Below are 20,473 nucleotides of genomic sequence, written 5' to 3' on the forward strand. Positions count from 1 at the left end.
CGCACTCTACGACATTCTCACTCAGTGAGAGGAATTCCCCATCGCGCGCGAGACCCCGCGCGCGGCGGCACGCAACGCCGGGATCTGCATCCGCGCGTCCCGGTCGTTGGGCACGATCACCGACAGCGCCGCGACGACGGCACCGTCCGGCCCCCGCACCGGCACGGCGATGCCCGTCGTCTCTTCGTCGATGAACCCCGCGCAGAACGCGTAGCCGTCGCGCCGGACGTCGGCGAGGAACCGCCGCAGCCGCGCGGGATCGGTCAACGTCGTGCGCCGGAACGCCTCCAGCGGGCCCGCCAGCACCTGTTCCTGCAGCTCGGCCGGGGCGTGGGCGAGCAGCACCAGCCCGGACGACGACGCGTGCAGCGGCAGCCGGCCGGCCACCCGCGTCACGTTCACGACCGCGCCGGGCGCCGACAGCCGCTCGACGAACAGCACTTCGCGGTCCTCCAGCACCGCGAGTTGGGTGTGGTGCCCGACGACGGCGTGCAGGTCCTCCATGAACGGCATCGCCGCTTCGCGCAGCCCGAGCGTCGGCGACGCGCGCGACGCGAGCTCCCACAACCGGACGCCCACGCGGATCCTCCGATCGGGGTCGCGGCGCAGCCAGCCGTGCCCGACCAGCTCGTCGACCATCCGGGACGCGGTCGCGACGTGCAGATCGGCCCGCCGCGCGATGTCGGTGACCCGCAGCGCCGGGGTGTCCGGCCCGAAGGTCTCGAAGATGCGGACGACGCGCGAGAGCACGGACTCCCCCTGCGCGCGCTTCAAGATGTCACCAGCACCATGTCAGGCAGTGTGCTCCACCTGCGCGGGGCACACTGCCCGGCGTCACGGCAGCGAGTTCAGGAACGGCTCGTGGCTGTTCTGGAACTCCCAGTTGTAGTACTTGTCCCAGTTGATCGACCACGTCATCAGCCCGCGCAGCGCCGGCGACGTGCCGCCGCGCAGCGTGTACGAACCGCAGCCACTGCCCTTGACCAGGCAGTTCACCGCCGTCTGGACGTCGGCGGGCGACGTGTAGCCGTTGCCGGCGCTGACCGCCGCCGGCACTCCGACCGCGATCTGGTCCGGCCGCAGCCCGGGGAAGAACTGCCCGGTGTTCGCGACGGTGAAGCCGGCCTTGAGCATGTCGGTCATCGCGATGTGGAACTCGGCGCCACCCATGTTGTGGTACTGGTTGTCCAGGCCCATGACCGGGCCGGAGTTGTAGTCCTGGACGTGCAGCACGGTGAGCGAGTCCCGCAGCGCGTGGATCACCGGCAGGTAGGCGCCGGTCCGCGCGTCGCCGGCACCCGAACCGCCGTAGAACTGGTAGCCGACCTGCACGAAGAACGTCTCCGGCGCCATCGTGAGCACGAAACCCGAGCCGTACTTGGCCTTGAGCGCCTTCAGCGCGGAGATCAGGTTGACGATCACCGGCGTGGTCGGGTTGCGGAAGTCGGTGTCGCCGGCGTCGAGCGAGAGCGAGTGGCCCTCGAAGTCGACGTCGAGGCCGTTGAGGCCGTACTTGTCGATGATCGCCGAGACGGAGCTGACGAACTTGTCGCGCGCGGCGGTGGTGGTCAGCTGGACCTGGCCGTTCTGCCCGCCGATGGAGATCAGGACCTTCTTGCCCTGCGCCTGCTTGGCCTTGATGGCGGCGGTGAAGTCCGCGTCGCTCTCGACGTTCGGGCATTCGGTGGCGGGGCAGCGGTTGAAGCGGATGTCGCCCGAAGTGACGGACGTCGGCTCGCCGAACGCGAGATCGATGATGTCCCAGGCGGCGGGGACGTCGGCCATCCGGACGTAGCCGGAGCCGTTCGCGAAGCTGGCGTGCAGGTAACCGACGAGCGAGTGCTTCGGCAGGCCGGTGTCGACGCAGCCGGTGGTGGTCGCGCTGGTCGTCGGGCTCTTCGGTGATTCACCTGCGGAGTTGTACGCGGCGACGGCGTAACTGTGGGTTTCGCACGCCTTCAGGCCTCCGATGGTGGCGCTGGTCCCGCTGACGGTCGCGACGGCGGTGCTGCCTTCGTAGACGCGGTACCCGGTGACGGTGCCGGCGGCGGCACCCCAGCTCAGCGCGATGGAGTTCGTGGTGGCGGTTGCTCGAGGGGTGCCGGGCGCACCGGGCGTGCCGGGGGTGCTGCCGCCGGGGCCGTCGAGGACGACGTCGTCGGCGTAGTAGGTGCCGGCGCCGTACCAGCCGTGGAGGTAGAGCTGGGCGGAGGTCTGGTTGCCGGTGGTGAAGGCGAGGGACAGCTGGTTGTAGGCGCCCGCGTTGCCGGACCAGGTGGAGGCGCCGCCGGTGATGCCGAGGTAGACGGGGTTTCCGCGCACCCAGGCGGAGACGGTGTAGGTGGTGTTCGGCTGCACGGACACGGTCTGCGAGCACTGGGCGTAGTCGGCGCCGACGGGCGTGGCGGCGAGGGCGTACCCACCACCGTGCACGGGCGTGCTGACGGCGGTGGCGTTGCCGCAGGTCCAGCCGGAGAGCGAGCCGGCTTCGAAACCCGGGTTGGTGAGGAGGTTGGCCGCCTCGGCGGGACCGGCCGCGAGACCGGAGAGCGCGAGCACGAAGGCGGCGAGGGTTGCGGACAGTCTGGAACGCCTCATCGGGTCCTCCAGTCGGGGAGTTACCGATATTGTCTAGACCAATATGTAAAATGTCCAGACCAACCCAGGGTGACGGCCGGCCGCGCGGCGCCGGTGACGACCGGCCGCGCGGCGCCGATGCGGGTATACGTGCCCGCCTTGCGATGCAGTGAATGACTCATTCCTGGCGTCCGGTGCCAGGAATGAGTCATTCACTGCATCCGACTCCCCGTGCCCGCCTCGATGGGCGCCGGGCTTCCGACCGACCCTGCCCCGCACCCCCGTCAACCAGGCCACTCCAAGCTCGCCCCGGCCAGCACCCCGACTTGCGCCACAAGCCCCCGGCGACAGCGCCGGCACAGTCGCTCAGCAGCCCAGCCGAAGTCCCTGAAGGCCACCTTCAGGGCACCCAGTTCCCCGAAGGTGGCCTTCAGAGCACGTCAGCGCCCCAGTTTGGTGAACGACAAAGCCGGGTCCACCGCGCCGGCCCGGTGAGGCGTAGCCACCATCCGCGTCCGCTCCGCGCGAGCCCGGTCGATCACCTGCACACTGCTCCACCCCACCGGAACCCGCGAAGCCAGCAGCGCCTCGCGCCACTTCCCCGCGCGCCGGACGTGCCGGGCGAACGACCGCGGCCGCACGATCCGCCCCCGGCTGCGCTGCCCCGCCAGTGCCTCCGCGGCCGTCACGTCCAGGAACAACAGGCGCACCGGCCGGCCGCTGACCGCTCCCACCAGGGCCAGCAACGCCCGGGTCGAAGCACGCGTCGACGGCTCGTGGACCACGATCGGCCCCGCCGCCAGCGCCCGCCGCACCACTCGGGCGCGGTGCCACGCGTGGACCACCGGCCGGTAGCACCGGTACGGCAGGGGCACCGCCGTCAGCCGGGCGCGGACCTGGTCGGAGTCCAGCACCGGCAGGCCGGGCGCGGCGTGGCGGAGCATCGTCGTCTTGCCCGCGCCGGGCAGGCCCGCCACCACGAGCAGGTCGCGGGGCCCCAGCTCGATCACCGTGGTCTCGCTCATGCCCCGTCAACGCCCCGCCGAAGGTAATGGTTCCTTTACCTTCAACTCACGGACGGTGATCAAAACAGCGGCAGACTCGACGGTGCGGCCGGCGCCACCCGGAGAGACGCCCGGATGTCACCAGCCGTGCCCGTCGTCACCCAGTGGCCTGAAAACCCATGCGCGGCAAGGCATTCGTCGGCCCGGAACCGCTTCGGGTGAAGATCGTCCGGACCTCTTCCCGGCGTCCGGATTTTCCCTATCTTCTGGAAGGACGCACCGCTAGAACAGGGGAACTCGCCATGACCCAGTCGCTGGAACTCCCGGTCCAGGAATTCTGTCTCGATTGGACGCTCACGGGCGACGCCGGTGGCCGGGTCGGGGTCACGCTCTCCGGGCAGGTCTCCCTGCTCGACAACAACCGGTTCTACAAGATCGACGGCGTCGTCTACGTCACCGAAGGTGATGCCGACATCCGCGCGGTCGGGAACCCGTGCGTGTCCGTGCGGCGCAACGGCGTCGAGAAGACCGGGCGGCAGTGGGGCTGGGAGATGTGTTCGGCCCGCAAGCGCCTCGCCGCGCTGAACACGATGGAGGGCTACTTCGTCCGCACCGGCTACTGGGCGCCGGCCGATCGCGCCATCCAATTGAGCCTCTGCGCCGAAACCGGGTGGAGCCGGCGCAAGAGCTACAGCCCGCACGTCACCGTCCGGATGGTCGACTGACCACTGTGGACGCCCGGCGCCGCGCCGCCGCGACCACGAGCCCGGCCGCGACCGCGCCCGCCACCGCGCACCCGGCGCCGAACCCCGGGGCCGGTTCGTGCACGCGCAGCACCACGACGCACAGCCACGCGACGGCGCCGAACAGCAGGCCCAGCACCGGCCCGCCGACCGGCGCACCGCGCCAGCGGTGGCCGTTGCGGATCGTCCGCAGCCCGGACTCGAGGTAGGCCAGCGCGAACAGCGCCAGGAGGAGACTGCCGGCTCCCATCGCGCTGGCCAGCGGGTGCTGGCTGGTGCGCAGCGTGAAGGTCTGCTCGACCGGTCCGGTCCGCACCGTCGCGGTAACCGCGCCGCCGACCACCCACCGCGCGATCGCCGGCAGGGTGAGCTGCGCGGTGAAGCCGTTGCCCGCCGGTTTCGCGGCGGTCTCGGCCGAGCCGAGCGGGATCCCGGCCGCGGACAGCGTGAGCGAGACCGGGCCCGGGTTGCCAGTGCCGGCCAGCGTCAACGGCTTGCTGAGGTCCACTTCGACCGGCGCCGTGACGGGCTCGGTGCCGAGCAGCAACGTCGGCGACGCCTGGTGCGGCAGCCGCTCCGGGTTGAGCAGCGCGAGGACGACCAGCACGATCGCGGCCGCCGCCGCGGCCAGCCGCAGCCACAGCACCGCGGCCTGCGAGCCGGCCGCCGGGTCGACCGGACCGGAACCGCCACCCGTGCGGCCGGAGTCCGGGCCGCCGCCCGCACCGCCGGCCGAACCCGAGCCATCTCCGGCCCAGCCGCCCGAACCATCACCCGGCCGGCCGCCGCCCGGCCCGCCGTCCGCCGACCCGCTCGGCGCGACCAGCGTCGGGTTCGGCCCCGACGGCCGCTGGACCGGCCGGGTCCGGGCCTCCTCCGGCGGCGCCGGCGCGGTGGGCGAGTTGAGCCCGGCGATCACCCGCGGCGTCAGGTGCAGCACCGGCACCCCGGACCGTTCGAGCCAGCCCGGTCCGTAGACGGCGGTCGCGGCCCCGGCCAGGTCGGCCGCGAAGGACTCGGCCTCGCGATACCGCGCATCGAGCTCACGCGCGAGGCTGCGCATGATCACGCCGGCGATCGGCATCGGGACACCCGCGATCGGCCGCGGGTCGGTGAACATGTGCTGGCGCATCATGCTGATCGCGCCCCGCGTGTTGTCGAACGGCAGCTGCCGGGACAGCAGTTCGTAGAGCACCGTGCCGGCCGCGTAGACGTCGGCCGCCGGGCTCAGCGCGTTGCCCATCGCCTGTTCGGGCGCGATGTACGCCGGAGTACCGAGGATTTCGCCACCGTGCGTGACGAGCGTGGCGCCCTCGCTGATCACCCGCGCGATGCCGAAGTCGGCCACCTTCATCACGCCCTGCAGGGTGAACAGCAGGTTCCGCGGCTTGACGTCGAGGTGCAGCACGCCGGCCCGGTGCGCCGCGTGCAGCCCGGCGAGCATCGCCAGGCCGATCGCGCACGCCTGCTCGCCGCTGACGCCGCCGCCGTGGAACCGGCTGTGCACGGTGCCGCCGTCGAGCCGTTCCATGACCAGCAGGTGCTCGCGGCCGGTGCGGACGTAGTCGTACACCGGCACGATGTGCGGGTGGTCCAGGCTGGCCAGCACGCGGGCCTCGCGATCGAACAGCTCGCTGCTCGCCGCGTGGTTGAGCACGTCCCAGGGCAGCTGCTTGATCGCGACGCTGCGCCCGAGCGTCCGGTGCGTCCCGGCGAAGACGAGCCCCATGCCGCCTTCGCCGATCTCGGCGCCGATGTCGTACTGCGGCAGGGCGGCGACCAGCTCGGCCGGTGCGCTCATCGGGTGAATTCCTGGGTGGGCGGGATCGCCATCCGGACGGTGGTGTCACTGCCTGTGGTCTCGCTGTCGGCCCGTGGTGGCGCCGGGTGCGGCGTCAGGTAGCCGAGCAGGAACGCGATCGCCGCGGCACCCAGCACCACCGGGATCTCGATCGCCGGCTCCGGCGGGACCAACCGCAGCACCGACAGCGTGATCACCGCGACCAGGCCGGTGCCGAACCCGGCGGGCAGGAACCGCAGGCCCCGGCGCCAGCGGTTGGGGGCCAGCCGGTGCCGGGCGAGCGCGAGCAGCGCGGCCAGCCAGGCGAGGACGGTGAGCACGAGCATCGCCAGGCCGAAGACGCCGTAGACCGACCAGAAGGAGCCGCGGACGTCGGCGACCGTCGTCGCCTCGCCGAGCGTGGCGCGCTGGGCGTCGAGCAGCTCGACCGACGACGGCAGCAGCCCGGTCGCCTGTCCGGCGAGGTCGCCGAGGTCCAGCACGAACGTCCGGGTGATCGAGCCCCGCGCCGGCACTTCGAACGGCGCGGTCGTGTCATAGGCGAAGAAGGTGAGCGCGAGCGCGACGCCGGAGAGCCGCACGCTGCGCACCTTCACCGGGGCGGTCCCGGAGTTGGTGGCGACGACCTGCAGCTCGACCTGCTTGGCCGGGTCGATCGGGACCGTGGCGTCGGCGATCGGCCGCCGGTCGATCGACACCTGCACGCCGAGCGAGCCGGATTCGGACTGCGCCGACGCGGCCGGCGCGCCGAGCAGCACCCCGCACAAACCCAACGCAACCCCCGCCGCGATGACACGTCCCATTGGGCATCCCCTACTTGCGTTATCCGACTGGTCCGGAATGCTACAGCGAGCACACACCGGGGAGGGACGTCCCAATGCGATTCGTGGTTCGGTTGTTTTTCGGCACCGTGGCCGGAGCGATACTTCTGCTCACGTTCACGAACACGGGTAACGCACAAGTTCCACCCTCGGTTGGTTTGAAACCGTCGAGCGGACCGGCGGGCAGTTCGTTCACCATTTCCTGGAATGGTTTTCCGACCTGCCGGATCATCAATTTCTTCTGGGCCGGCACAGCACTCGGCGCCAAGGTGGCCCCGGCGGCCGGCGGGCAGTTCGCGACGGCCGTGCCTGCGACCGCGAAGCCGGGCTCCTACACGGTGACCGCAACGTGCACGAGCCAGAAACAAACCGCCAGCGGCACCTTCGTCGTCACCGGAGTCACCACGACCACCCCGCCGCCACCGGTGACCACGACCCCGCCACCGCCCGTGACCACGCGCCCGACCAGGCCAGGCACCACCACGACCCCGCCTTCGACCACGAGCACCACCCCGCCGACGACCACGACCACGCCGCCGTCGTCCACCGCGCCGACCCCTCCCGGCACCCCCACGACCACCAGCACCGAGCCCAAGCCGGGTGAGCTGGTGCTCGACCGGCCGAGCGTCCAGCCCGGCGACGAACTGTCGGCGTCCGGCAAGGGGTGCGAGCCGAGCCGGATGGTCACCTTGACCTCCGACGGCGTCGAGGTCGGCTCCGCCTACACCGACGGCTCCGGCGCCTTCACCGCGCCGGTCGAGTTCACGCGGATCGAGGCGGGGCCGCACACCGTCGTCGCCGAGTGCGGGGTGCGGCTGACCGGCGCGGTCGACCAGGTCGTGACGCGGTCGTCCGGCGGGCAGACCGGGACGCTGGTCATCCTCGTGTTCTTCGTGCTCGCGGGCAGCACGGCGATCCGCTTCCGCTGACCTCCGGTTGACATGCAGCCAATCGGCTGCCTATCGTGCATAGGCAGCCGATTGGCTGCATGTCTCTGGAGAGGCGCGATGGACGAGGTGTTCAAGGCACTGGCCGATCCCAGCCGCCGCCAGCTGCTGGACGCGCTCAACGAGCGCACCGGCCAGACCCTGCGCGAGCTGTGCGCGGGGCTGGACATGGCCCGCCAGTCGGTGAGCAAGCACCTGGCCGTGCTCGAGGCGGCCGGGCTGGTCACGACGACCTGGCGCGGCCGCGAAAAGCTGCACCACCTCGACGCCGCGCCGATCAACGCGATCGCCGAGCGCTGGATGACCCGCTTCGACCGGCAGCGGGCCGGCGCGCTGGCCGATCTGAAACGAGCCCTGGAGTCGGAACCCATGAACGAATTCGCTTACACCACCTACATCAGCACCACCCCGGAAAAGCTCTGGCAAGCGCTTACCGAACCGGCGTTCACCCGGCAGTACTGGGGCGTCGCGTTCGAAACCGACTGGAAGAAAGGTTCGCCGATGGTCTGGTCGGAAAGCGGCGCGAAAACGAGTCATCCCGATCAGGTCGTGCTCGAATCGGACCCGTACCGCCGGCTCTCCTACACCTGGCACACATTCACGGAAGAATGGGCCGATCGCAACGGAATCGCCCCGGAAACGCTGGCGAAACTGCAGCGGGAAGGCCGCTCGAAGGTCACCTTCACGCTCGAACCCCAAGGGGAAACCGTGAAGCTGACGGTGCTGCACGACGGTTTCGAACCGGACAGCACGGTCAAGGCGATGTGCAGCCAGGGCTGGCCCGCGCTGCTCTCGAGCCTGAAGACGCTCCTGGAAACCGGATCTCCGCTGCCCCCAGCGTAACCAACCGGACTTTCGCGCCGAACCAGACAGATCTGGCACAGGCAAACGTCTGAATCCTCCCCCTTTCGTGGTCGCCTGGTCAAAATCCCGGTGAATTTCCTACTCTCGGCGTCCTCCGTTGCGGATTTGTGAGCGTTAGGCTCGCATAATCCGTGACCGAGAATGGTCCGTCGAGTGACGGGGAGAGTGTCAGTGCGTAGCCGCTGGATCGTGGCGGCCGTGGTCGTGGCCGCCGCGGCGGGAGCCGTCGTGGCGTTCTGGCCGGACAGCGCTTCCGCCGGCGACCCGGAGATCGCGGTGTCGCGCTCGGCGTGCGGCACCGGCTGGTCGGATCCGAAGCCCGGGCCGCAGACGTTCCGCCTGCACAACACCGGCTCGGTGACCGCCGAGGTCGACCTGATCGACCCGGCGACCGGGGTGATCTACGGCGAGGTCGAGGGCCTCGGCCCGGCGACCACCCGGCCGCTGCAGGTCAATCTCGGCAACGGCAGTTACGCGTTCCGCTGCCTCCCGGAGGACGCCGGCGCGATCGTCGGACCGGCCGTGCAGCTCAGCGGCGGGGCCGAGCGGACCGGGCCCGGCGTCGCACCGGTGACGCACAACGACCTGCTGGGGCCGCTCAAGGCCTACCAGCAGCACGTCACGACGGGCCTCGGCGAGCTGGTCGCGAACACGGGCGCGCTGAAGAACGCGGTCCACGGCGGCGACCGCGCGGCAAGCGAAGCGGCGTGGCTGACGGCCCACCTGACGTACGAGCGCCTCGGCGCGGCGTACGACGCGTTCGGCGACTCCGACGGCGCGCTCAACGGCACCGCCGACGGCCTCCCGGACGGCACGTCCGACGCGGGTTTCACCGGCTTCCACCGCCTCGAGCAGGGCCTGTGGCACGGCGAGGACCTCGGCGCGCTCGGCCCGGTGGCCGACCGCCTGGACACGGACGCCCACGCGCTGCAGGCATCGTTCGCCGACAGCCAGGTCGACGGCAACGACCTCGGCCTGCGCGCGCACGAGATCATGGAGAACACGCTGCAGTTCGAACTGACGGGCCGCACGGACTACGGCAGCGGCACCACCCTGGCCACGGCCCGCGCCAACCTCGACGGCACCCGCGCGGTGCTGGACGTGCTCCGCCCGCTCCTGGCACCGAGGTACCCGGACCTGTCCGAAGTGGACAAGTGGCTGACCCGCACCCAGACCGCTTTGGACGCGGCCCACCACCCGGACGGCAGCTGGACGCCGCTGGACCGGTTGCCGCAGAAGGAGAGGCAGAAGCTGAACGCGGACGTGAGCGAGCTGACGGAACTGCTGGCCCCGATCGCCGCGATCGCCGAGCCGAGGAGGGTTTCGTGACGGACCAGCCTCGCTGTCCCGTGCCGCACCCGGCCGCGGGCCTGCCGCGCCGTTCCTTCCTGCGCCGGGCCGCGATGGGCGCCGGCCTGACCGTGGCCGCCGGAGCCGGGCTCGGCGCGTCGTCGGCGATCACCGACAGCACGTCACCGGTTCCCTTCCACGGCCGGAACCAGGCCGCCATCCTGCGGACTCCGCCCACCCAGACCGTCGTCGCCTCCTTCGATGTCGTCGCCGAGTCGAAGGCCGAACTGACCGACCTCTTCCGCGCCATCACCGACCGGGCACGGTTCCTCACCACCGGCGGGGCACCCGCCGCCCTCGGCATCACCGCCCCGCCCGCCGACTCCGGCGTGCTCGGGCCCGTAGTGCCCGGCGGGGACCTCGGCGTGATCCTCGGCGCCGGCGCGTCGCTGTTCGACGACCGGTACGGCCTGGCGAAGCTCAAGCCCGCCAAGCTGAAGCCGATGACGACGTTCGCGAACGACGCCCTCGACCCCGCCCGGTGCCACGGCGACCTCAGCCTCACGCTGTCCGCGAACTCCACCGACACCGTCCTGCACGCGCTGCGCGACATCGCCCGCGCGACCCGCGGCGGCATGCAGCTGCGCTGGAAGCTCAACGGCTTCAGCTCCCCGCCGCGCCCGGCCGGGACCCCGCGGAACCTGATGGGTTTCAAGGACGGCACCGCCAACCCGGAGGAAGCCGACTTCGACCGTCTCGTGTGGACGTCCACACAAACCGAACCCGCCTGGGCCGCGGGCGGCAGCTACCAGGTCATCCGGCTGATCCGGATGCTGGTCGAGTTCTGGGACCGGGTTTCGCTGGCCGAGCAGGAGAACATGTTCGGCCGCCGCCGGGACACCGGTGCCCCGCTCGACGGCACCGAGGAAACCGACGTCCCCCGCTACGCCGACGACCCCATCGGCACCGTGATCCCGCTGACCAGCCACATCCGGAAGGCCAACCCGCGCACGCCGGAAACCGACGCCAGCCGGATCCTGCGCCGCGCCGTGAACTACGACCGCGGTATCGACGGCAACGGCAACCTCGACATGGGCCTGATCTTCGTCTGCTACCAGCAGGACCTGGAGCGGCAGTTCGAAGCGGTCCAGACCCGGCTGGCCGACGAACCCCTGACCGACTACATCTCCCCGTTCGGCGGCGGCTACTTCTTCGCGCTGCCGGGCGTCACCGGGCCGGACGACCACTTCGGCCGCTCTTTGCTCGCCTGACCGCGAACCCACCACGAAAGGAATCCACTGTGGACACGAGAATCCGCCGCCGGCGGCGGGGACTGCTCGGCGCCGGGGCCCTCGCCTCGGTCGCCGTGCTGGCCGCCGTCACCGGCTCCGCGGCGAGCACCGCGGACGCCCAGCCGCTGAACCTGTTCCCCGCGCACGGAATACCCACGGCCACGCCGATCAAGCACGTGGTGGTCATCTTCGGCGAGAACATCTCGTTCGACCACTACTTCGGCACCTACCCGAACGCGGCCAACACCGACGGCACCCCGTTCACCGCCGCGCGCAACACCCCGAAGGTCAACGGCCTGGACCACAAGCTGCTGACGGACAACCCGAACGCCTACAACCCCAAGCGGCTCACGCACGAGCAGGCGCTGACCTGCGACCAGAACCACAACTACGGCGCCGAGCAGGCCGCCTTCAACGGCGGCAAGATGGACAAGTTCGTCGAGAAGACCGAGACGGACAAGTGCACCGGCCAGCCGGTGCTGTTCGGCGAGCCCGGCCTGGTGATGGACTACTTCGACGGCAACACCGTCACCGGCATGTGGAACTACGCGCAGCACTACGCGCTGAACGACAACTCGTTCAACACGGTGTTCGGCCCGTCCAGCCCGGGCGCGATCGACCTGATCTCGGGCAACACCCACGGCGTCCAGGCGGTCGACCCGGTGACGCACGAGCCGGTCAGCGACGCCTACACCGTGCAGTCGCCGGACGCGAACGGCGTCGGCACGATGATCAACGACCCGGACCCGGCCTGGGACGACTGCTCGGGCAAGAACCACACGAGCAAGGACAACCTGGCCACGATGCACGGCCGCAACGTCGGCGACCTGCTCAACCAGCGCCACGTCACGTGGGGCTGGTTCCAGGGCGGCTTCCGCCCGACCGGCGAAGCGAACGGCTACGCGGTCTGCGGCCAGACCCACACCAACGTCGGCGGCAACGCGGTCGTCGACTACAGCCCGCACCACGAGCCGTTCCAGTACTACCCGTCGACGGCGAACCCGAAGCACCTGCCGCCGTCGTCGGTGCAGGCGATCGGCCAGACCGACCGCGCGAACCACCAGTACGACATCTCCGACTTCGACGCCGCACTGCAGGCCGGCTCGATGCCCGCGGTGAGCTTCCTGAAGGCCCCGGAGTACCAGGACGGCCACGCGGGTTACTCCGACCCGCTGGACGAGCAGCAGTTCGTGGTCGGGGAGATCAACAAGATCCAGCAGTCCCCGGACTGGAAGTCGACGGCGATCGTCCTGGCCTACGACGACTCCGACGGCTGGTACGACCACGTGGCTTCGAAGGTGATCAACGGTTCGCGCGACGCCTCGCAGGACCAGCCGGTCTGCACGGGCAAGCCGGCGACGCTGGGCGGCTACGCGGACCGCTGCGGCTACGGCCCGCGGCTGCCGCTGCTGGTGATTTCGCCGTACAGCAAGGTCAACCACGTCGACCACTCGCTGACCGACCAGACCTCGGTGCTGAAGTTCATCGAGGACAACTGGTTCGCCGGCCGGATCGGCGACTCGTCGTTCGACTCCCGCGCGGGGTCGCTCAACGGGATGTTCGACTTCTGGTGGCCGGAAGCGAAGAAGGTCACGCTCGACCCGAAGACCGGTACCGTCGTGCACAGCTAGACCCCAGCGCCCCAATGTGGCGTTCGGTGCGTCAGACGCACCGAACGCCACATTGGGTGCGTCGGACGCAACCAACGCCACATTGGGGCGCTCCGAACGGTGGGGTCAAGGCCGCACGGACGCCCGATCCCAGGTCAACGTCACCACGGTCCCCGCCTCGCCGGACGCGATGTCCGCCCGGTCGGCGCTCGCCCGCAGCAGCGTCAAACCCCGCCCCCGCACGGAAACCGGGCGCGGGTCCACCACCGGGGTCCGCCACTTCCCGTGGTCGCTGATGACCACTTCGATCCGGTCCGGGTGCACCGCCGCGTCGAGGTCGACCACCCCGGCCCCCGCCCCGGTGTACGCGTGGTCGGCGACGTTGGCCAGCGCCTCGTAGCTCGCCAGCACGATGTCCTGCGCCCGCCCTTCCTCGACGCCCGCCGAGAGGACCCACGCCATCAGGTCGTGGCGGAGCCGCCGCAGGTCCTGGGGCACCGCCTGCACGCCGTGGCAGCGGAACGGTCCCGGGGGTTCGTCCATCGGCAGTCGCCTTTCCGGGCCCGTCACCGGGCCAGCGCTTCGTCGACCGTCGCGTGGACGCCGATCCACGTGTCGAGGCCGGTGGTCTTCAGCGGTCCCGACGTCACCGGCGAGTCGCTCACCACCCGCAGCGCCCGCTCGGGCAGCCGCCGGTGCGCGGCCGCGAGCACCTGCAGGCCCGCCGAGCAGAAGAACGTCACCGCGCGCAGGTCGACCACCAGCGTCCGCGGCTCTTCGGCCAGCACGACGTCGACGACTTCCTCGAACTCGGGCGCGCTCAGCAGGTCGATCTCCCCCGCCACGCACAGCACCGCGGCCGTGTCCCGCCAGTCGAGCGTGACCGCCAGCTCGACGGCGGGGAGATCCCGGGATGAAGAGGTCACGGCCCCTTATGGTGCCCCAATCTCCGCCACCTCGCCATCGGTGCGTTCAGCGGCGCGGCAGCTTGACGACCGTGACCCAGAAGTCGTCGATCTTCCGGACCACCTCGACGAACTTCTCGAAGTCCACAGGCTTGGTGACGTAGGCGTTGGCGTGCAGGTCGTAGCTGCGCACGATGTCCTCGTCCGCTTCGGACGTCGTCAGCACGACCACCGGGATCGTGCGCAGGTCCGGGTCCTGCTTGATCTCGCCGAGCACCTCCCGGCCGTCCTTGCGGGGGAGGTTGAGGTCGAGCAGGATCAGGTCCGGCCGCGGCGCCTGCCCGAAGCGACCCTTGCGGTTCAGGAACTCGATCGCTTCGACGCCGTCGCTCGCGACGTGCAGCGCGTTGCGGATCTTGTGGTGCTCGAAGGCCTCGCGCGTCATCAGCACGTCGCCGGGGTCGTCCTCGACGAGCAGGATGTCGATCGGCTCGTGCGGCTGCGTCATGCGTCCCCCTCGTCGCCGGCCACCGGGATGGTGAAGCGGAACGTGGTGCGTTCCGCTTCGGTGTCGAGCCAGATCCGGCCGCCGTGGTACTCGACGATCCGGCGGCACAGGGCCAGGCCGATGCCGGTGCCCGGGTACGCGCTGCGGGTGTGCAGCCGCTGGAACAGCGCGAAGACCCGTTCGGCGTACTCCGCGTCGATGCCGATCCCGTTGTCCGACACCGTGAACACCCAGTCGTCGCCATCGCGCTCCGCGCCGACCCGCACCTCCGGCGGCGTCTCGCCCTTGAACTTCAGGGCGTTGCCGATCAGGTTCTGGAACACCGCCGTCATCAGGGCCGGCTCGACGCGGACCTCGGGCAGCTCGCCGCGGTCGACCTTGCCGGCGCTCAGCGAGAGCGCCACCTCCAGGTTCGCGAGCGCGTCGTCGACCAGCCGGCCCGCCTCGACCACGACGTGCTCGCCCGGCTTGCGCCCGACCCGCGAGAACGCCAGGAGGTCGTTGATCAGGACCTGCATCCGCTTCGCGCCGTCGACGGCGAACTCGATGTACTGCTCGCCGCGCTCGTCGAGCAGGCCCTGGTAGCGCTTCTGCAGCAGCTGGCAGAAGCTCGCCACCTTCCGCAGCGGTTCCTGCAAGTCGTGCGAAGCGACGTAGGCGAACTGCTCCAGGTCGGCGTTCGACCGCTCGAGTTCGCGCGTCCGGCGGTCCAGCAGCGCGTGCGCCCGCTCGAGCTCCGCGACCTCGTCGAGGATGCGCTGCCGCATGGCCTCGACGTCCGCGCCGAGCTGGGCGATCTCGAGCGGTCCGCTTCCGTTCACCGGCCGGTGGACGTCCTGGTCGGCGACCTGGCGGACTTCGCCCGCCAGCCGCAGGATCGGCCGGGTGATGACCTGCCGCAGGCCGAGGAACAGCACCACGAACAGCAGCACGATCAGCACCGCGACGGCCACGAGCATCGCGGTCAGGAAGCTCGCCGCGCTGTCGAGGTCGGCCCGGCCGGAGTCGCGGACGGCGGTGAGGTGGTCGAACTGGGTGCCGAGGGCCCCGCGGACCGCGTCGAACAGGATACGGCCGCGTTCGATCTGCGCCTGGGTGAGCGGGCTCGCGCCGGGTTCGACGGCGGGCGCGGCCGCGGCCTGCCAGGCGGTGGCCGCGCGCAGGACGGCCTCCAGGTCGTCGCCGGCCTGGGTGCCGGGGAGGGCGCCGAGCTGGCGCAGCTGCCCGACCGCGTCGCCCTCCGCCCGGCGGCCTTCGGTGTAGGGGGCGAGGAAGCCCGGCTGCCTGCCGAGCTGGTAGCCGCGGACGCCGGTCTCCTGGTTCAGCAGCGCGGTCGACAGCTGCGTCGCGGCCAGCCGCTGGGGCCCGATGACGTCGAGGAGGCTGTTGCGGGCTTCGGTGAGGTTGTTCATCGCGATCGCGGCGCCGGCCACCGCGGCGAGCAGCAGCACCGCTTCGACGACGGCGAACAGGGACAGCCAGCGGCGGATCGTCCAGCCGCGTGCTTCAGCGCTCATCGATTTTGCTTCCCCGGGTCGTGGCTGAGCAGAGCGAGGGCGACGTCGTCGTCGAGCGGGCCGGAGTTGAGCCGCTCGGCGCGGGCGATCAGCTCGTCGAGCAGGTCGGTGCCGGCCAGGCCGGTCTGGTGCTGGATCTCGAGGACGATGGCGGCCATCCGCTCGTGGCCGAGCCGTTCCGACCCGGCGCCGACGCGGCCTTCGAACACGCCGTCGGTGTAGAGCAGCAGCGACCAGCCCGGTTCCAAGGGCACGTCGAGGGCTTCCCACTTCGTGCCTTCGACGATGCCGAGCGGGACGCCGAGGTGTTTCCCGGGGAGCAGGTGCCCGTCGCCCGGGGTGAGCAGCAGCGGCGGCAGGTGCCCGGCGAGCGACAGGCGCAGGGATCTTCGGTCCGGCGCGACGACGACCATGCAGACGGTGGCGAACAGCGGCTCGATGCGCTCGTGCACCAGCACCCGCTCGACCATGCTCAGCACGTCGGCCATCGGCAGGCCGGCCATCACGAGCGAGCGCCACGCGATCCGCAGCGCGACGCCGAGCGCGGCCTCGTCCGGGCCGTGGCCGCAGACGTCGCCGATCATCATGTGCACGGTGCCGTCGGCGAGCTCGATCGCGTCGTAGAAGTCGCCGCCCAGCAGGGATCCGTTGCGGCCCGGGCGGTAGCGGGAGGCCAGCTCGAGGTGCGGGTCGCGCAGCAGCGGGACGGGCAGCAGGCCGCGTTCGAGCCGCGCGTTCTCCCGGGCGAGCAGCTGCTGCTGCAGGAACTGCTGCTCGACCTGCTCGGCGCGCTTGCGTTCCCGGGCGAAGCGCAGCGCCTTCACCAGCAGCGGCCCGTCCACCTGGTCCTTGACGAGGTAGTCCTGGGCGCCGGCGGCGACCGCGGCGACGCCGGTGGCCTGGTCGTGCCCGCCGGTCAGGACGACGATCGCGACGCCGGGCGCGTGCTGGCCGAGCTTCGTCAGCCCGCTCAACCCCATGGCGTCGGGCAGTTGCAGGTCGAGGATGACGCAGTCGGCGGTGAGCGGGCCGGCCAGCGCGGCGGCGAGCGTTTCGACGCGTTCGAGCGAGAACGGCACGGACGTGTCCGCGAGCATCTCCTCGACCAGCAGTGCGTCGCCGTCGTCGTCCTCCACCAGCAGCACGCGCAAGCGGGTACCGGAGTCCCACGATGAGTCCTGCGCGGCGGTCACCGGCTTCTCCCGTTCGGCTGCTCGTGAGCCAGCACATCCAGACGATCACCCTAGCGGCACCGGCAGCGGCCGCCTACGGCCGCGAAACCGGTCCCACGAGAGGTAGCGCTTTATAGCACCCCGGTGTGACACCACGCGGGTAACGGTTCGGGTCGTGACCGTGCCGGAACCGGACGTTCCCGGCCTATGCTCCGGATGCCGGAGACTCAGGAGGGCGGCGAAGGGTTTCCGCCGGACCCACCACCAGAATTCCACCCCTACGGCCAGTTCCCGGCCGTACCGCCCCACGTCCACCAAGCCGCCCGGCCCGAGCGGCCGGCGACCGTCCGCAAGGCCGCGTTCGCCTGGTGGGCGGCGGTCGCGTGCTGGTTCCTCGGTTCGCTGCTCAGCCAGCTCCTGGACAGCACCCTCTTCCGGTTCACGATCTCCGAATCGGCGTGGGACGGCGACGGCACCGTGGTGGCCAGGACAACGCAAGGCCCGCTCCCCACCGAGGTCGCGGTGATCACGTTCCTGCTGCCGGGCGCGCTGTGGGCACTGCTGGTGTACGGGATGTACCGCGGCGCGCTCTGGGCGCGCAAGCTGCTGGCGATCTCCGGCGTGCTCGGCATCTTGAACGTGGTGATCCAGCTGCTCGTCCTCGCCGGCGCGGACCCGATGCAGAGCGGCGACCTCGCGCACCTGGCGTTCTACCTCGGAACGCTGGTCCTGTCGATCGCCGGCTTCGTCCTGATGTACCGGGACGAAGCGGTGCCGTTCTTCGTCAAGCGCCGCTGAGCCGCGCGGCCAAGAACTCCTGCTCCACGGCGTTGTCGCTCAACGCGAGCGCCGCTCGGTACGCCTCAGCCGCCTCAGCGTCACGGCCAAGGCGATGCAGCAAATCGGCCTTCGCGGCGGGCAAGTAGCGGTAACCGGCAAGCCGCCCGTCCTCCTCCAGCCGGGCGATCTCGGCGAGCGCCGCCGCCGGGCCGGCCACCATCGCCAGCGCGACCGCGCGGTTGAGCGCCACCACGGGCGAGGGCCACAGGCGCAGCAGCACGTCGTAGAGGGTCAGGATCTGCGGCCAGTCGGTTTCGGCGTAGCTGGGCGCCTGCGCGTGCAGGGCGGCGATCGCGGCCTGGACGCCGAACCGTCCGGGTGGGCCGCCTTTGAGCGCCTCGACGACGAGCCGGTCGGCCTCGGCGACCATCGCGGTGTCCCAGCACGCGCGGTCCTGGTCTTCCAGCCGCAGCAGCCGGCCGGCGTCGTCGGTCCGGGTGGCCCGGCGGGCCTGGTGGACCAGCAGGAGCGCGAGCAGCCCGGCGACCTCGGTGACGGCGGGCAGCAGGGCCCGCAGCATCCGCGCCAGGTCCAGCGCGCGGCCGGTCAGCTCGTCCCGCACGAGGTCGTCCCCCGACGCCGCCGTGTGGCCGGCCGAATAGAGCAGGTGCAGCACGGTCAGCACGACGGACACGCGCGCCGGCAGTTCTTCGGCCGACGGCACCGCGTACGGGATCCGCGCGGCGGCGATCTTCTTCTTGGCGCGGGTGATCCGGGCCGCCATCGTCGGCTCGGGCACCAGGAAGGCGTGCGCGATGTCGGCCGTCGCGACCCCGCACACCAGCCGCAGCGTCAGCGCGATCTGGGCCTCCTGCGCCAGCGCCGGGTGGCAGCAGGTGAAGACCAGCCGGAGCCGGTCGTCCGGGATCGGCCCGGCGGGCTCGGGGGGCTCGGCGGCGGCCGGCTCGACGAGCAGCGGCAGCTTGCGCCGCAGCACTTCCCGGTGCCGGACGCCGTTGAGCGCGCTCCGGCGCGCGACCGTGGTCAGCCACGCGCCGGGCCGGTCCGGAACGCCGTCGCTCGCCCAGCGCTTCAGCGCCTGGAGGTAGGCGTCCTGAACGGCCTCTTCGGCTTCGTCGAGGTCGCGGGTGACCCGCACCGTCGCGGCGAGCACGTAGGCCCACTCGCGACGGTGCGCTTCGGCGACGGCGTCGGCGACCGCGGTCAGTCCGCCACGACCTGGAAGTCGACGAGCGGCCGGACCTCGACGCCGCCCTCGACGACCGGCGTCAGCTTCGCGCAGGCGAGGGCGTGGTCGAGGTCGCGGGCCTCCAGGACGTACACCCCGGCCAGCACCTCCTTGGTCTCCACGAACGGCCCGTCGGTCACCAGGTCGCCACGGATCGCGGTGGCCGTCTCGTTCGGCTGCAGAGCCAGGCCAGCGGTCACCTTCCCGCCCAGTTCGCCGATCCGCTCGGGCAGGCCGATGTGCCGGTCCATGATCTCTTTCGGCAGGTCATCGGGGGCCACCCGCTCGTAGATCAGCACCGCGTACTGCGCCATGTCCGTTTCCTCTCGTCGTGGTCCTTTCCTACTCCGTCACGCGAGAGAGGGCGAAATCGACAGGGCGGTGAGAACTTTTCAGCGCGCGGCTGATCAACGGTTCGGACGGCCGTGCGGGTGCTGCTGCTGCCACGAGCTGATCACCGAGCTCACGTACTGCTGCCAGGTGTCCTGAACCGGCGGCGCCGACGGCGTGGGGCGCGCGGGCTTGCGTCCCGCGGCGGCCGGGGCGCTCGTGGTCCGGACGGGCGAGTCGTGCACCCGCGCGGTGAGCGGCGGCGGCTCCGCGGAGGCACTCATCGTCTCCACCGCTTCGCTCGAGGGCGGCGGCGCGGCGGGGGCGGTCGCCCCGGGCGGCGGCGTGGCCGTCCCGCCGACCTGCTGCGGCTGGAGGAGCACGACGGCGGCCAGCCCGAGCGCGACGGCCCCACCGGCGGCGAGGACGTAGGGCTTGGTCCGCCGGGGCTCGGCGGGCGGCGCTTCCCGCGGGCGCTCGTCCTCGGGCTCGGGAGCCGCGAGCTCGGCGTCGAGGATGGCCAGGGGGTCGGGCTTGGTCTCGGGCTCCGGGGCGGGCGCGGGTTCCGCGGCGAGCATCGCGTCGAGGTCACCGCGGATCATCAGCGGTTTCGTCTGCGAAAGGTTCACCAGTTCGGCGACCGAGGGGAGTTCGCCCTCACCGCCCGTGCGTGCCATCGAAAGACCTCCACCCTGTCGGCGTCACCTGGAGGAACCATGCCCGAGCCGCGAGAGCTGCTCCGCTTCGCCGTCGTCGGCTTGGCCGCGTACGGGGGTCACCCTACTGGGCGACTACAGCCTGAAGCTCACCGTGTGCCGGGAGAAACCGGTAACGGCGCTTTTCTTCGCGACGGCGTTCGCATGCCTGCTGCCCCCCGCGCTGGTCGTTCGCAGGACGAGGCGCCCATCACCGCCTGCGCGAGGCGGCGCTGTTCGTCGTGGTCAACGCGGGTGCGGTGGCGGTGAACCTGGTGCCGCCGCTGGTCTCGGCACGGCGTTCCGCTGGTACGGCTACCGGGGTGGGTGTTCCCGTCGTCGGCACCACCAGTGGGCGTCCCCCGGAG

At 71.3% G+C, this 20,473-nt stretch carries 21 protein-coding genes; 7 read left to right on the top strand and 14 right to left on the bottom strand.

Annotated features, from left to right (window positions below; all coding sequences use genetic code 11):
* Positions 1 to 21: 21 nt before the first annotated feature.
* The 3 genes from ACZ4TR_RS20815 to ACZ4TR_RS20825 all read right to left on the bottom strand — a co-directional run bounded on the left by ACZ4TR_RS20815 (position 22) and on the right by ACZ4TR_RS20825 (position 3,602).
* The gene (locus tag ACZ4TR_RS20815; protein WP_465288568.1) at positions 22 to 774 is read right to left on the bottom strand and encodes an IclR family transcriptional regulator; all 753 of its coding nucleotides are present in this window, start codon (positions 772 to 774) and stop codon (positions 22 to 24) included.
* A 60-nt stretch (positions 775 to 834) separates the two neighbouring features.
* Positions 835 to 2,598 carry a chitinase gene (locus ACZ4TR_RS20820; protein WP_465288569.1) on the bottom strand — a complete coding sequence of 588 codons (1,764 nt, stop codon included), beginning with the start codon at positions 2,596 to 2,598 and terminating at the stop codon, positions 835 to 837.
* Between the two features lie 419 nt (positions 2,599 to 3,017).
* Entirely contained in the window at positions 3,018 to 3,602 is a 585-nt protein-coding gene (locus ACZ4TR_RS20825) for an AAA family ATPase (protein ID WP_465288570.1), read from the bottom strand.
* A gap of 281 nt (positions 3,603 to 3,883) precedes the next feature.
* Between ACZ4TR_RS20825 and ACZ4TR_RS20830 the strand changes: the two genes are divergently transcribed.
* The gene (locus ACZ4TR_RS20830; protein WP_364529031.1) at positions 3,884 to 4,306 is read left to right on the top strand and encodes a hypothetical protein; all 423 of its coding nucleotides are present in this window, start codon (positions 3,884 to 3,886) and stop codon (positions 4,304 to 4,306) included.
* Here the strand turns inward: ACZ4TR_RS20830 and ACZ4TR_RS20835 are convergent.
* The 3 genes from ACZ4TR_RS20835 to ACZ4TR_RS20845 all read right to left on the bottom strand — a co-directional run bounded on the left by ACZ4TR_RS20835 (position 4,284) and on the right by ACZ4TR_RS20845 (position 7,634).
* Positions 4,284 to 6,125, bottom strand: coding sequence for a serine/threonine-protein kinase (locus tag ACZ4TR_RS20835; protein ID WP_465288571.1), 1,842 nt, complete (start codon positions 6,123 to 6,125; stop codon positions 4,284 to 4,286). The genes ACZ4TR_RS20830 and ACZ4TR_RS20835 overlap by 23 nt on opposite strands.
* Positions 6,122 to 6,928, bottom strand: coding sequence for a hypothetical protein (locus ACZ4TR_RS20840; RefSeq protein WP_465288572.1), 807 nt, complete (start codon positions 6,926 to 6,928; stop codon positions 6,122 to 6,124). The genes ACZ4TR_RS20835 and ACZ4TR_RS20840 overlap by 4 nt, the downstream gene beginning before the upstream one ends.
* Positions 6,929 to 7,277: 349 nt before the next feature.
* The gene (locus ACZ4TR_RS20845) at positions 7,278 to 7,634 is read right to left on the bottom strand and encodes a hypothetical protein (RefSeq protein ID WP_465288573.1); all 357 of its coding nucleotides are present in this window, start codon (positions 7,632 to 7,634) and stop codon (positions 7,278 to 7,280) included.
* Here ACZ4TR_RS20845 and ACZ4TR_RS20850 point away from each other — a divergent pair.
* From ACZ4TR_RS20850 to ACZ4TR_RS20870, 5 genes are all read left to right on the top strand, one after another.
* Positions 7,627 to 7,875, top strand: a complete 249-nt coding sequence (locus ACZ4TR_RS20850) for a hypothetical protein (RefSeq protein WP_465288575.1) — start codon at positions 7,627 to 7,629, stop codon at positions 7,873 to 7,875. The genes ACZ4TR_RS20845 and ACZ4TR_RS20850 overlap by 8 nt on opposite strands.
* A 78-nt stretch (positions 7,876 to 7,953) precedes the next feature.
* The gene (locus ACZ4TR_RS20855) at positions 7,954 to 8,736 is read left to right on the top strand and encodes an ArsR/SmtB family transcription factor (protein ID WP_465288965.1); all 783 of its coding nucleotides are present in this window, start codon (positions 7,954 to 7,956) and stop codon (positions 8,734 to 8,736) included.
* 192 nt (positions 8,737 to 8,928) lie between these two features.
* A complete protein-coding gene (locus ACZ4TR_RS20860; RefSeq protein WP_465288576.1) occupies positions 8,929 to 10,086 on the top strand; it encodes an EfeM/EfeO family lipoprotein in 1,158 nt (385 codons plus the stop codon).
* 74 nt (positions 10,087 to 10,160) lie between these two features.
* A complete protein-coding gene (locus ACZ4TR_RS20865; protein ID WP_465288967.1) occupies positions 10,161 to 11,318 on the top strand; it encodes a Dyp-type peroxidase in 1,158 nt (385 codons plus the stop codon).
* A gap of 29 nt (positions 11,319 to 11,347) precedes the next feature.
* Positions 11,348 to 12,970, top strand: a complete 1,623-nt coding sequence (locus tag ACZ4TR_RS20870) for a phospholipase C (RefSeq protein WP_465288577.1) — start codon at positions 11,348 to 11,350, stop codon at positions 12,968 to 12,970.
* A gap of 105 nt (positions 12,971 to 13,075) precedes the next feature.
* On the opposite strand, the gene ACZ4TR_RS20875 is transcribed toward ACZ4TR_RS20870, so the two are convergent.
* From ACZ4TR_RS20875 to ACZ4TR_RS20895, 5 genes are read right to left on the bottom strand one after another with little or no spacing between them, the layout of a single operon-like run.
* Positions 13,076 to 13,492, bottom strand: coding sequence for an ATP-binding protein (locus tag ACZ4TR_RS20875; RefSeq protein ID WP_465288578.1), 417 nt, complete (start codon positions 13,490 to 13,492; stop codon positions 13,076 to 13,078).
* 23 nt (positions 13,493 to 13,515) lie between these two features.
* Positions 13,516 to 13,875, bottom strand: coding sequence for an STAS domain-containing protein (locus tag ACZ4TR_RS20880; protein ID WP_364521483.1), 360 nt, complete (start codon positions 13,873 to 13,875; stop codon positions 13,516 to 13,518).
* A gap of 46 nt (positions 13,876 to 13,921) precedes the next feature.
* Complete coding sequence (locus ACZ4TR_RS20885; protein WP_465288579.1) at positions 13,922 to 14,362, bottom strand: response regulator; 441 nt, start codon at positions 14,360 to 14,362, stop codon at positions 13,922 to 13,924.
* A complete protein-coding gene (locus ACZ4TR_RS20890) occupies positions 14,359 to 15,879 on the bottom strand; it encodes a sensor histidine kinase (protein WP_465288580.1) in 1,521 nt (506 codons plus the stop codon). Before ACZ4TR_RS20890 ends, ACZ4TR_RS20885 begins: the two co-directional genes overlap by 4 nt.
* Positions 15,876 to 17,072, bottom strand: coding sequence for a PP2C family protein-serine/threonine phosphatase (locus ACZ4TR_RS20895; protein WP_364521487.1), 1,197 nt, complete (start codon positions 17,070 to 17,072; stop codon positions 15,876 to 15,878). Before ACZ4TR_RS20895 ends, ACZ4TR_RS20890 begins: the two co-directional genes overlap by 4 nt.
* 195 nt (positions 17,073 to 17,267) lie before the next feature.
* On the opposite strand from ACZ4TR_RS20895, the gene ACZ4TR_RS20900 reads away from it, so the two are divergent.
* Positions 17,268 to 17,849: a hypothetical protein gene (locus ACZ4TR_RS20900; protein ID WP_465288581.1), complete on the top strand. Its 582-nt coding sequence runs from the start codon at positions 17,268 to 17,270 to the stop codon at positions 17,847 to 17,849.
* Here the strand turns inward: ACZ4TR_RS20900 and ACZ4TR_RS20905 are convergent.
* The 3 genes from ACZ4TR_RS20905 to ACZ4TR_RS20915 all read right to left on the bottom strand — a co-directional run bounded on the left by ACZ4TR_RS20905 (position 17,836) and on the right by ACZ4TR_RS20915 (position 20,087).
* Entirely contained in the window at positions 17,836 to 19,005 is a 1,170-nt protein-coding gene (locus tag ACZ4TR_RS20905; RefSeq protein ID WP_465288582.1) for an RNA polymerase sigma factor, read from the bottom strand. The two genes, ACZ4TR_RS20900 and ACZ4TR_RS20905, sit on opposite strands and share 14 nt — an antisense overlap.
* Positions 19,006 to 19,055: 50 nt before the next feature.
* Positions 19,056 to 19,394 carry a YciI family protein gene (locus ACZ4TR_RS20910; RefSeq protein WP_465288583.1) on the bottom strand — a complete coding sequence of 113 codons (339 nt, stop codon included), beginning with the start codon at positions 19,392 to 19,394 and terminating at the stop codon, positions 19,056 to 19,058.
* Positions 19,395 to 19,487: 93 nt separating this feature from the next.
* On the bottom strand, positions 19,488 to 20,087 hold the full coding sequence (locus ACZ4TR_RS20915) for a hypothetical protein (protein ID WP_364521491.1): 600 nt from the start codon (positions 20,085 to 20,087) through the stop codon (positions 19,488 to 19,490).
* Positions 20,088 to 20,473: the final 386 nt, after the last annotated feature.

Source organism: Amycolatopsis sp. NPDC028719, assembly GCF_055565395.1.

Excerpts from the sequence above, each read along its gene's own strand:
- ACZ4TR_RS20820 (WP_465288569.1), bottom strand. The coding sequence starts at position 2,598 with ATGAGGCGTTCCAGACTGTCCGCAACCCTCGCCGCCTTCGTGCTCGCG.
- ACZ4TR_RS20825 (WP_465288570.1), bottom strand. The coding sequence starts at position 3,602 with ATGAGCGAGACCACGGTGATCGAGCTGGGGCCCCGCGACCTGCTCGTG.
- ACZ4TR_RS20830 (WP_364529031.1), top strand. The coding sequence starts at position 3,884 with ATGACCCAGTCGCTGGAACTCCCGGTCCAGGAATTCTGTCTCGATTGG.
- ACZ4TR_RS20835 (WP_465288571.1), bottom strand. The coding sequence starts at position 6,125 with ATGAGCGCACCGGCCGAGCTGGTCGCCGCCCTGCCGCAGTACGACATC.
- ACZ4TR_RS20840 (WP_465288572.1), bottom strand. The coding sequence starts at position 6,928 with ATGGGACGTGTCATCGCGGCGGGGGTTGCGTTGGGTTTGTGCGGGGTG.
- ACZ4TR_RS20850 (WP_465288575.1), top strand. The coding sequence starts at position 7,627 with ATGGTCACCTTGACCTCCGACGGCGTCGAGGTCGGCTCCGCCTACACC.
- ACZ4TR_RS20855 (WP_465288965.1), top strand. The coding sequence starts at position 7,954 with ATGGACGAGGTGTTCAAGGCACTGGCCGATCCCAGCCGCCGCCAGCTG.
- ACZ4TR_RS20865 (WP_465288967.1), top strand. The coding sequence starts at position 10,161 with ATGGGCGCCGGCCTGACCGTGGCCGCCGGAGCCGGGCTCGGCGCGTCG.
- ACZ4TR_RS20875 (WP_465288578.1), bottom strand. The coding sequence starts at position 13,492 with ATGGACGAACCCCCGGGACCGTTCCGCTGCCACGGCGTGCAGGCGGTG.
- ACZ4TR_RS20885 (WP_465288579.1), bottom strand. The coding sequence starts at position 14,362 with ATGACGCAGCCGCACGAGCCGATCGACATCCTGCTCGTCGAGGACGAC.
- ACZ4TR_RS20890 (WP_465288580.1), bottom strand. The coding sequence starts at position 15,879 with ATGAGCGCTGAAGCACGCGGCTGGACGATCCGCCGCTGGCTGTCCCTG.
- ACZ4TR_RS20900 (WP_465288581.1), top strand. The coding sequence starts at position 17,268 with ATGCCGGAGACTCAGGAGGGCGGCGAAGGGTTTCCGCCGGACCCACCA.
- ACZ4TR_RS20910 (WP_465288583.1), bottom strand. The coding sequence starts at position 19,394 with ATGGCGCAGTACGCGGTGCTGATCTACGAGCGGGTGGCCCCCGATGAC.
- ACZ4TR_RS20915 (WP_364521491.1), bottom strand. The coding sequence starts at position 20,087 with ATGGCACGCACGGGCGGTGAGGGCGAACTCCCCTCGGTCGCCGAACTG.